Consider the following 9,980-nt stretch of genomic DNA (forward strand, 5'->3'; position numbering starts at 1 on the left):
GTGGGAGACCCAGGCCGCCGAACTCGTCGCCCAGCACTGGAACAGCTGACCCACCGCACCATCCGCAGCAGCACCGGAGCAGCGCGCCGCAGCGCGGCACCACCGCGCAACGCCGCTGATCAGCACGAGGGCCGGGCCCCGCCCCCCGGGGCCCGGCCCTCGTAGCGTGAGCGTCACGGGCCGGTCTTGCGCAAGCGGTCGCGGGTCAGTCGGTGCCGAGGTAGACGGCCGCCTCCCGGGCCGCCCGATCCGGGTCCCCGTCGCGGATCGCCGCGACCAGGCGGGCGTGGTCGACGTGCCGGTCCGGGTGCAGGTCCGGTCCGACCGCCTCAGCGACGGTGGCCCGCATCGCCGCGCCGATCGAGTCGTACAACTCGGCCAGCATCACGTTGTGTGCGGCGGCCATGATCGCCCGGTGCAGCGTCAGGTCCGCGTCGACGAACCGGGCCAGGTCGCCCCCGCGCCAGGCCGCCTCGCGGTCGGCCAGCGCCGCGTCCAGTGCAGCCACATCCGCCGGGGTACGCCGCTGCGCCGCGAGCCGGGCCGCCTCGACCTCGAACGCCCGGCGGACCTCCACGGTCTCCCGCCACTCGGCGGTGGCGCAGCGGCGGGCCACCGCGCCGGCCAACTCGTCAGTGGAGATCACGTAGGTGCCGGAGCCCTGTCGGCACTCCAGGACGCCGGCGTGCACCAACGCGCGTACCGCCTCCCGGACCGTGTTGCGCCCGACGCCGAGCGCCTCGGCCAGCCGTGGCTCGGTCGGGATCCGGGTGCCGAGCGGCCAGTCGCCGGCGGCGATCTGCTCGCGCAGCGAGTCGATCGCCTGCCGGACCAGAGTCTGCCGGGACCTGCGGGAAGTGCCGGACCGGCCGGCGGGTACCGGCGGGGAAGCTGCCGAGGGTGTCATCGGTTACATCACCCGACCATAAATCATCCCATGATTTTAGGATGGTCGACATGACTCCGCCAACCGCCCTCACCGGCCGCCCGGCTACCCGGACCGCACCGGGGTCGACCGTGCCGAGGCCGGCCTCATCCGGGCCGGCCGCACCAGGGCGGACCCGGCCGGCGCAGGCCACTGCACCGGCCGGGACGGCGACCGGCGGGGCCGGCCGGCGCGGCACGGTCGTGGTGCTGATCGCGATGATCCTCGTCGCGCTCAACCTGCGGCTGGCGATCACCAGCCTCGGCCCGCTGCTGGACGAGGTCCGTACCGGCCTGGCGCTGTCCGGCCTGCTGGCCGGCGTGGTGACCATGCTGCCGGCGTTGGCCTTCGCCTCGGTCGGCGCGTTCACCCCCTGGCTGGTCCGCCGATTCTCGCCACCACGGCTGCTGGTGGCCTCGATGGCGGCGCTCGCCACCGGTCAACTGCTCCGGGTCACCACCAGCTCCGCCTGGCTGTTCGTGGCGACCAGCGCCCTGGCCCTGGCCGGGATCGCGGTGGCGAACGTGCTGCTGCCGATGCTGGTCCGGCAGTACTTCCCGCACCGGGCCGGCCTGGTCACCGGCGCGTACATGATGTCGTTGACGATCGGCGCGTCGGTGTCGGCCGGCACCGCGGTCCCGATTGCCCACGCGGCCGGCAGTTGGCGGGCCGGGCTCGGCTTCTGGGCGCTGATCGCGGTCGTCGCCGCAGCGTTCTGGGTGCCGGTCGCCTGGCGGGACCGACGACGCCCGGCGAGCACGGTCGTCGGTGCGACAAAGCAGGGCACCGGCCTGCGGCCGACGGCGCGGCCGGGCGCGACGGCGGTGATCCGGCCGGGTCGGACCCGGCTCGGTTGGCTGATGGCCGGCTTCTTCGGCGCACAGTCGTTCGGCGCGTACGCCCAGATGGGTTGGCTGGCGCAGGTGTTCCGCGACGCCGGCTTCCGGCCGGAGACCGCCGGGCTGCTGCTGGCCGGGGTGACCGCAGTCGCGGTCCCGATCGCGCTGCTGATGCCGACGCTGGCCACCCGGATGGCGAGTCTGCGGCCGCTGGTGCTCGGTACCGCCGTGGCGTCCGCGCTCAGCTACGCCGGGCTGCTCTGGCTGCCGTACCAGGGTGCCCTGGTGTGGATGGTGCTGCTCGCGCTCGGCCAGGGCACCTTCCCGCTGGCGCTGGCGATGATCGGGCTCCGGGCCCGGACCGGGGCCGGCGTCGTGTCGTTGTCGGCGTTCACCCAGAGCACCGGTTACCTGATCGCCGCGCTCGGCCCGCTCTCGGTGGGTCTGCTGTACGAGCAGACCGGCGGCTGGTTGGTGCCGATCGGTCTGCTCGGTGTGGCGCTGCTGGTGCAGACCGGTACGGGCTGGGCGATTGCCCGGCCCCGCTGGATCGAGGACGGGGCCGGCACCGCCGCGTCAGTCAGTCGGCCGGAGCCGGCTGCGGCGCCGACACCGCTTCGTCGACGGTCGGGAAGGTCTGCAGGACCTCGACCAGGCCACTGACCTCCAGGATGCGCAGCACTCCGCGCTGCGGTGCGGCGAGCCGAACGACGCCGCCGGCCTCGTCGCACCCGTTCTTCGCCCGGACGAAGACCGACAGACCGGTGGAGTCGCAGAACGACACGTCGGCAAGGTCGAAGACCAGCCGACTACGGCCTTTGTCCAGTAGATCCGTTATCTGGTCCTGGAGTTGGGGTGCGGTGGCCATGTCCAACTCACCACCGACCGACACGACGACGACGTCGCCACGCTGCTCCGTCTGCACCGTCAGGGACATTCGAGACCTCCAGCCATTCCGCTCGAACGGTACTCCACTTGCTGTCGTCCGCGCAGGACCGGGAGTTCGTTGCTCAGCCACCATAATCCCAGGCCGTCGGGGGCCCGCCGCGACCGGCGTTCATCGCGGCGATGAACGCCGGTCGCGGCGGGCCCGACCGCGGGTCGGGTCAGCCGGCCAGCCCCACCCGGTCCAGGATCCAGGCCGTCACGAAGGCCTCCTCGTGCCAGGCGTCGTAGCGCCCGCTCGGGCCGCCGTGACCGGCACCCATCTCCGTCTTCAGCAGGTACGACCCGCCGGGGGCCACCGCGCGCAGTTTCGCCACCCACTTCGCCGGCTCGTGGTAAAAGACCCGGGTGTCGTTGAGGCTGGTAACAGCCAGGATCGGCGGGTAGTCGACCGCGGCGACGTTCTCGTACGGGGTGTACGAGCGCATGTACGCGTACACGTCGGGGTCCTCCAGGGGGTTGCCCCATTCCTCCCATTCGGTGACCGTCAACGGCAGCGTCGGGTCGAGGATCGTGTTCAGCGCGTCCACGAACGGCACCTGCGCCACGATGCCGCCGAACGCGTCCGGGGCGAGGTTGACCACCGCGCCCATCAGCAGCCCACCGGCCGAGCCGCCCCGGGCGATCAGCCGGTCCGGGGTGGTCCAGCCCGCCTTCACCAGGTGTCGGGCGCAGGCCACGAAGTCGGTGAACGAGTTCTTCTTGGCCATCATCTTGCCGTCGTCGTACCAACGCCGGCCCAGCTCACCGCCGCCCCGCACGTGTGCGACGGCGAACACCACGCCACGGTCCAGCAACGACAGCCGGGGCACCGAGAACCACGGGTCCATGCTGATCTCGTACGACCCGTACCCGTAGATCACGCACGGAGCGGAACCGTCCCGGGGGGTCCCCGCCCGACACACCACCGAGATCGGCACCCGGGTGCCGTCGTCGGCGACCGCCCATTCCCGGTGCTGCTCGTAGCCGGCCGGGTCGTAGCCGCCGAGCACCGGCTTGCGTTTGCGCAGCGCCAGGTCGCGGGTGACCAGGTCGTAGTCGTAGATGGAGTCGGGGGTGATCAGCGAGGTGTACCGGATCCGCAGGCTGGTGGTCGTGTACTCCGGGTTGGCGTCCAGCCCGACGCTGTAGATCGGTTCGGGGAACTCGATGTCGAAGGTGTCGGTACTGCCGACCGGGAGCACCCGCAGCCCGGTCAGTCCGTCGGTACGCAGCGACACCACCAGGTGGTTGGCGAACGCGTCCACCGATTCGAGCCGGGTACCTGGGGTGTGCCCGATCAGCGGCACCCAGTCGCCGGGGGCGTCCACAGAGGTGTACGCGAGGGCGAAGTCCTCGGCGCCGTCGTTGTGCAGGATCAGGAACCGGTGCCCGTGGTGCTCGACCGAGTAGTCCACTCCCTGCCGGCGTGGGGCGATGATCATCGGCTCGGCGGTCGGGTCGGTGGCCGGCAGTGCCCGTACCTCGCTGGTGGTCTTGCTGTGCGCGTCGATCAGGATGAACCGCTCGGATCGGGTCAGCTCGACGCCGACCCAGAACCGCTCGTCGTCCTCCTGGTGGACGATGACGTCGCGGTCCGCGCCGGTGCCGACCTGGTGGCGCCAGACCCGGTACGGGCGCCACGCGTCGTCCACGGTCAGGTAGAACAGCGCGCTGCCGTCGGCCGACCAGGCGGTGCCGTAGAAGGTCGACGGCACCTCGTCGGGCAGCACCTCGCCGGTGGACAGGTCCTTGATCCGCAGGGTGAAGCGCTCGTCGCCGGAGAAGTCGGTGGAGTACGCCAGCCAGCGGCCGTCCGGGCTGACGTCGAAGGTGCCCAGCGCGAAGAAGTCGTGCCCCTCGGCGAGGGCGTTGCCGTCGAGCAGGATCTCCTCGCCGTCGATCGACACGCCGTCGACAGTGGCCGGCGGGGCCGACTCGCCGGGCCGGACCGCGAGCCGGCAGTGGATGCCGTACTGCTGGCCTTCGACGGTCCGGGTGTAGTACCAGTGGTCGCCCTTGCGGGTCGGCACCGACAGGTCGGTCTCCTGGGTACGCCGCTTCGTCTCGCCGAACAGTGTTTCGCGCAGCGCGGCGAGGTGCGCCGTGGCACCCTCGGTGTAGGCGTTCTCCGCCTGCAGGTAGGCGATCGTGTCCGGGTCGTCCTTGGCGGCGAGCCAGGCGTAGTCGTCGACGACCGTGTCGCCGTGGTGGACGCGCTCGGTCGGGACACGCTTGGCGGTCGGCGGAACCGGTGTCTGGGTCGTCACCCGGCCACGGTACCGCCCGGAGCGGGCCGCCCGGTCACGGCGGCACGCCGCACGGCCATCCGGATCGATTAGAACACGTGTACGATCGGCGCGGGGGGTGACTCGACGGTGATTCAGGACGTGGCCGCTCGACTGGCTGAGATCTGTGGTGCCGCGCACGTACGCGACGCTGGCCCCGACGACGAGGTGGCGGCCGCCGCTCCGCGTTGGGTGGCGGCACCGGGCACGGCCTCGGCGACCGCCGAGGTGCTGCGCCTGTGCGCCGATCGGGATCTGACCCTGATCCCGCGCGGCTCCGGCAGCAAACTGGACTGGTGGACTCCTCCCTCCCAGGTGGACATCGTGCTGGACACCTCCCGGCTGGCCGGCGTCTGGCACCGCCCGCCGGGTTCGCGCACCGTCCGGGTCGGCGCGGGCACCCCGCTGCACACCGCCCAGCAGGCCGTCGGCCGGGCCGGCTGGCGGATGCCGCTGGACCCGCCCTCCGCGTCGGCGACGGTCGGCGGGATCGTCGCCACCGACGAGACCGGACCGTTGAGCCACCGGCACGGTCCGCCGTGCCGGCACGTGACCGGGGTCGACTACGTCGACGCCGCCGGGCGGCTGGTCCGGGCGGCGTCGGAGAACGACGCCGGTGACGAGCTGCCCCACCTGCTCTGCGGTTCGCAGGGTGCCCTGGCGGTGCTGGTCGCCGCGACGGTCCGGCTGCAGCCGGTGCCGGCCGACCGACGCTGGGTGCGACGCACCGTGCACACCCCACTGGAGGTACGCGACCTGGTCGGCGAGCTGACCGTCGACGGGCTGCACCCGGTGGCGGTCGAGCTGGATCTGCCGGCACACGCCGCGGGCACCGTCCGGCCGTCCCAGGTGCCGCCCGGCGGGCAGCTCGCGGTGCTGTTCGAGGGCGAGCCGGGTCCGAACCGGCAACGCGCCGGCCGGGCGGCGGCACTGCTCGGCGGGGACGCCGTCGACACCGCCCGACCGCCGGTCTGGTGGCGGCGTTACCCGTTCACCGCCACCGACATCGCTCTGCGGCTCGACGTACCGGCCGCGCACCTGCACGCCGCGATCTACGCGGTGCGCGACGCGGTCGGCGCACCCATCGGTGTTCGCGGTTCGGTCGGCACCGGCCTGGTGCACGCCGTACTTCCCGGGTCGACCACGCCGGAGCGGGTCGCCGTGACCCTGGCGACGGTCCGGTCGGTGCTGCTGGCGCGCAGCGGCAGCTGCGTGGTGCTGACCGCGCCCGCCGAGGTCCGACAGGCCGTCGACATCTGGGGCCACCGGCCGGGCCTGCCCCGGCTACTTGAGCTCAAGCAACGGTTCGACCCGCAGCACCGGCTGGCGCCCGGCCGGTTCACCGGCGGGTCGTGACCGGGTCACCCGGTCAGTCGGTCACGCGCTGGTCTGGGTGGGCGGCGAGAGCCGGCCGGGCCGGCCTTCGCCGCCGGCTCGTTACGTACCACCAGGATCGCGATGTCGTCGCGAGGTGCCTCGACCGAGAAGTCCAGCGTCGTGGTACGCAGCCGGGCCGCCACCACGTCGGCGGAGAAGCCGGCCAGCGGTGCGGCCGCGCGACGCAGCCGCTCGGCGCCGAACAGCTCCCGCCCGTTGCGGCGCTCGGTGATCCCGTCGGTGTAGAAGACCAGTGAGTCGCCGGGTGCCAGGCTGAGCTCCACCGACGGCGCGACGATCTCCTCCAGCAGCCCGAGCGCGGTGCCGCCGGCACCGACGAACCGGGCCTGCCCGTACCCGCTGATCAGCACCGGCCGGTCGTGGCCGGCCAGGTGCAGTCGCACGTCCAGCCGCTGGTCGGCGGTGACCGTCATGGCGGCCATCGCGAGCGTGCAGTAGCGGCCACCACCCCGCTCGACGAGCGTGTCGTTGAGCCGGGCCAGCACCTCCGGCAACGCCTTGCCGTCGCGTACCAGCACCCGGATGACGTCCCGGACCAGCCCGGTGACGGTGGCGGCCTGCACCCCCTTGCCGGACACGTCGCCGACCACCACCAGCCAGCGGCCCTCCGACAGCGGCACCACGTCGTAGAAGTCGCCACCGACCTCGACCGCGTCGCCGCTGGGCACGTACTCGGCGGCCAACCCGATCCCGCCGATGGTGGGCAGCCCCGGCGGCAGCAGTGACTGTTGCAGGGTGTGTGCGACCCGTCGGCGTTCCTGATGGATCCGGGCGTTGTCGATGGCCAGCGCGGCCCGCCGGGCGACGTCCTCCAGCACCGACACCTCGTCCGGGTCGTGCCGGTGCCGCTGGTGCCGGCCGACCGCGAGGGTACCGAGCCGCTGGCCCCGGGCCACCAGCGGTACGGCGAAGCCCTCCATCGGCGCGCCGAGCGGCACCTGTGATCCGCTGCGCGACGCCTCCCGCAGCCGGGCCAGCACCGAGTCGGGGCCGGACTCGCGCAGCGTGGCATGCAGCGCGGGCAGGACCGCCTCGTCGGCGTGGCTCGCGGCAGCCAGCTGCAGCTGGCCCCACTCGTCCGCGGTGTGCACCGCGCACCACCGGCCGAGCCGGGGCACCACCAGCTGCGGGATCAACGCCATTGTCAGGTCGACGTCGAGTGATTGGGCGAGCAGTTCACTCGCCTCGGCCAGGAAGGTCAGCCAGGTCTGCCGGCGCAGGTCGGCACGGCGCAGCCGGTCGTTCTCCAGGTGCAGCGAGAGCCGCTCGGCGACGAGCGCGGCCAGCGGCCGGGCGTAGTCCGACGGCGCGGCGTCGAGTTCGAGTTCCCCGGAGTACGGGCGGTGCACGGTCAGCGGTACGCGCAGCAGTTCACCGGAGCGCGGCTGCCGGCCGTACCGCGCCAGGACCTGGACCCCGTTGCCGTCGCCGCGGTCCAGCCGGACGGTGCCACCGGCCGCGCCGACCAGGTCCGCGACCCGGGCGAGCAGGCCGCCGGCCAGGTCCGCGAGCGGATCGTCGGCGTGCGGTTCCGGCCCGGCCTGCATCAGCGCGGCGAGTGTTCCGGCGCTGGGCGCGGCGGGCGGCCGCAGGTGGTGATCATCGTCGTCGTCGGGCGCCGGCCGGGTGCCGGCCGGCCACGGTGGGAACCAGTCGTCCGGTGCCGGTGGGGTGCCGTGCCGGTCGAGCCGGAACCAGACCCCTTTGCCGGTGCGCAGGTGGGTGGTGCCCCACCGGCTGGCGAAGTGGTCGACGAGGAGCAGGCCCCGGCCCCGCTCGGACACCTCGGAGATGTTTTGCCGCTCGTTGCGGGGCAGCGCGGCGACGTTCTCGATCGGGCCGGCGGCGAAGTCGGTGACCGTGACGGTCAGCCCGACCGGGTCGGCCACCACCTCGATGACCAGCTCGGTGCCGGCGTGCACGACCGCGTTGGTGGACAGCTCGGTGGTGAGCAGCAGGGCCTCGTTGATCAGTTCATCCAGGGCGGCTTCGGACAGTACTGATCTGACCACTGCACGTGCGGTAGCCGGGGTCCGTCGGTCGGCCGGCAGGCGAACCCGCCGGACATGCTCACTCCCGGTGCCGGTAGCGGAACGCTCGGCCCTAGCTGTCACCTGCCGGTTCCTCCGATCCCCTGACAGATTGGTGCGGGCACGCGCCTCGCATCTGCCACGGTAGTCGAGCAATGATGAGGTCAGCCCACTCCCAGAGCTGAGCGAGGAGTTATGACCAGCGCGAAACAGCTGTCCTCCGACCAACGGCCGGCGATCGACGAGACCGCGCTGCTGACCGAGCTCGCCGAGGCGCTGCGCCGGGTGGGGCAGGGGGATCTGAAGGTACGGCTGCCCCGCCGGGTCGGGGTGGCCGGCGAGGTCGCCGACGCCTTCAACGAGGTGGTCTCGCTGCAGGAACGTCAGCACCTGGACCTGCGCCGGATCAGTCGGATCGTCGGCCGGGACGGCCGGCTCAGCGAACGCCTCGACGAGGAGGGCTTCGGCGGCGCCTGGGCGGACAACCACCAGGCAATCAACGCGCTGATCGACGACCTGGGTCGACCGACCACCGAGATCGCCCGGGTGATCCGGGCGGTCGCCGAAGGTGACCTGTCCCAGCACATGGAGCTGGAGATCGACGGCCAGCCGCTACGCGGCGAGTTCCTGCGGATCGGCCGGACGGTGAACACGATGGTCGGCCAGCTGTCGTCGTTCGCCGACGAGGTCACCCGGGTCGCCCGCGAAGTTGGTACGGAGGGCAAGCTGGGTGGCCAGGCGCGGGTCAAGGGGGTCTCCGGCACCTGGAAGGACCTGACCGACAACGTCAACTCGATGGCCTCCAACCTGACCCACCAGGTCCGGTCGATCTCCCAGGTGGCCACCGCGATGTCGCGGGGCGACCTGTCGCAGAAGATCACCGTGTCGGCCAAGGGCGAGGTCGCCGAGCTCGCCGACACGATCAACATGCTGACCGACACGCTGCGGTTGTTCGCCGAGCAGGTCACCCGGGTCGCCCGCGAAGTTGGTACGGAGGGCAAGTTGGGCGGGCAGGCCCAGGTGCCGAACGTGGCCGGCACCTGGAAGGACCTGACCGACAGCGTCAACTCGATGGCGTCGAACCTGACCGCCCAGGTACGGAACATCGCCCAGGTCTCCACGGCGGTCGCCAAGGGCGACCTGTCCCAGAAGATCACCGTCGCCGCGCAGGGCGAGATCCTCGAACTGAAGTCGACGGTCAACACGATGGTGGATCAGCTGTCGTGGTTCGCCGACGAGGTCACCCGGGTCGCCCGCGAGGTCGGTATCGAAGGCAAGTTGGGTGGTCAGGCCCAGGTCCGAGGGCTCTCCGGGACGTGGCGTGACCTCACGCAGAACGTGAACCAGCTGGCCGGCAACCTGACCAGTCAGGTTCGTAACATCTCCCAGGTCTCCACGGCGGTCGCCAAGGGCGACCTGTCCCAGAAGATCACCGTCGACGCACGCGGCGAGATCCTCGAACTCAAGTCGACCGTCAACACCATGGTCGACCAACTGTCGCTGTTCGCCGACGAGGTCACCCGGGTCGCCCGCGAAGTCGGCACCGAAGGCAAACTCGGCGGCCAGGCCCAGGTCA

6 protein-coding genes and 1 pseudogene are annotated in these 9,980 nt (G+C 72.2%); 3 read left to right on the forward strand and 4 right to left on the reverse strand.

Going from position 1 to position 9,980, the window contains the following annotated elements; all coding sequences use genetic code 11:
• Positions 1-205 precede the first annotated feature (205 nt).
• Positions 206-907 (reverse strand): FadR/GntR family transcriptional regulator, encoded by a 702-nt coding sequence (locus ACFHWT_RS30620; RefSeq protein WP_416598120.1) that lies wholly within the window; start codon positions 905-907, stop codon positions 206-208.
• A gap of 50 nt (positions 908-957) precedes the next feature.
• On the opposite strand from ACFHWT_RS30620, the gene ACFHWT_RS30625 reads away from it, so the two are divergent.
• A complete protein-coding gene (locus tag ACFHWT_RS30625; RefSeq protein ID WP_416598121.1) occupies positions 958-2,427 on the forward strand; it encodes a CynX/NimT family MFS transporter in 1,470 nt (489 codons plus the stop codon).
• On the opposite strand, the gene ACFHWT_RS30630 is transcribed toward ACFHWT_RS30625, so the two are convergent.
• Together ACFHWT_RS30630 and ACFHWT_RS30635 are read right to left on the reverse strand one after the other, a co-directional pair.
• The gene (locus ACFHWT_RS30630) at positions 2,345-2,701 is read right to left on the reverse strand and encodes an STAS domain-containing protein (protein ID WP_123607037.1); all 357 of its coding nucleotides are present in this window, start codon (positions 2,699-2,701) and stop codon (positions 2,345-2,347) included. The genes ACFHWT_RS30625 and ACFHWT_RS30630 overlap by 83 nt on opposite strands.
• A gap of 169 nt (positions 2,702-2,870) precedes the next feature.
• A complete protein-coding gene (locus tag ACFHWT_RS30635; RefSeq protein WP_416598122.1) occupies positions 2,871-4,958 on the reverse strand; it encodes a S9 family peptidase in 2,088 nt (695 codons plus the stop codon).
• 108 nt (positions 4,959-5,066) lie between these two features.
• On the opposite strand from ACFHWT_RS30635, the gene ACFHWT_RS30640 reads away from it, so the two are divergent.
• Positions 5,067-6,332 carry an FAD-binding oxidoreductase gene (locus ACFHWT_RS30640; protein WP_416598123.1) on the forward strand — a complete coding sequence of 422 codons (1,266 nt, stop codon included), beginning with the start codon at positions 5,067-5,069 and terminating at the stop codon, positions 6,330-6,332.
• A gap of 77 nt (positions 6,333-6,409) precedes the next feature.
• On the opposite strand, the pseudogene ACFHWT_RS30645 reads toward ACFHWT_RS30640, so the two are convergent.
• A pseudogene (locus ACFHWT_RS30645) lies at positions 6,410-8,488 on the reverse strand (SpoIIE family protein phosphatase); the annotation flags it as partial.
• 111 nt (positions 8,489-8,599) lie between these two features.
• Between ACFHWT_RS30645 and ACFHWT_RS30650 the strand changes: the two are divergent.
• Positions 8,600-9,980 (forward strand): HAMP domain-containing protein (locus ACFHWT_RS30650; protein ID WP_416598124.1); only part of this gene is annotated, 1,381 nt, incomplete at its 3' end.

Origin of the sequence: Micromonospora sp. LOL_021, assembly GCF_048060215.1 — a bacterium.
In the GTDB taxonomy this organism is placed as follows: Bacteria; Actinomycetota; Actinomycetes; order Mycobacteriales; family Micromonosporaceae; genus Micromonospora_E.

Excerpts from the sequence above, each read along its gene's own strand:
- ACFHWT_RS30620 (WP_416598120.1), bottom strand. The coding sequence starts at position 907 with ATGACACCCTCGGCAGCTTCCCCGCCGGTACCCGCCGGCCGGTCCGGC.
- ACFHWT_RS30625 (WP_416598121.1), top strand. The coding sequence starts at position 958 with ATGACTCCGCCAACCGCCCTCACCGGCCGCCCGGCTACCCGGACCGCA.
- ACFHWT_RS30630 (WP_123607037.1), bottom strand. The coding sequence starts at position 2,701 with ATGTCCCTGACGGTGCAGACGGAGCAGCGTGGCGACGTCGTCGTCGTG.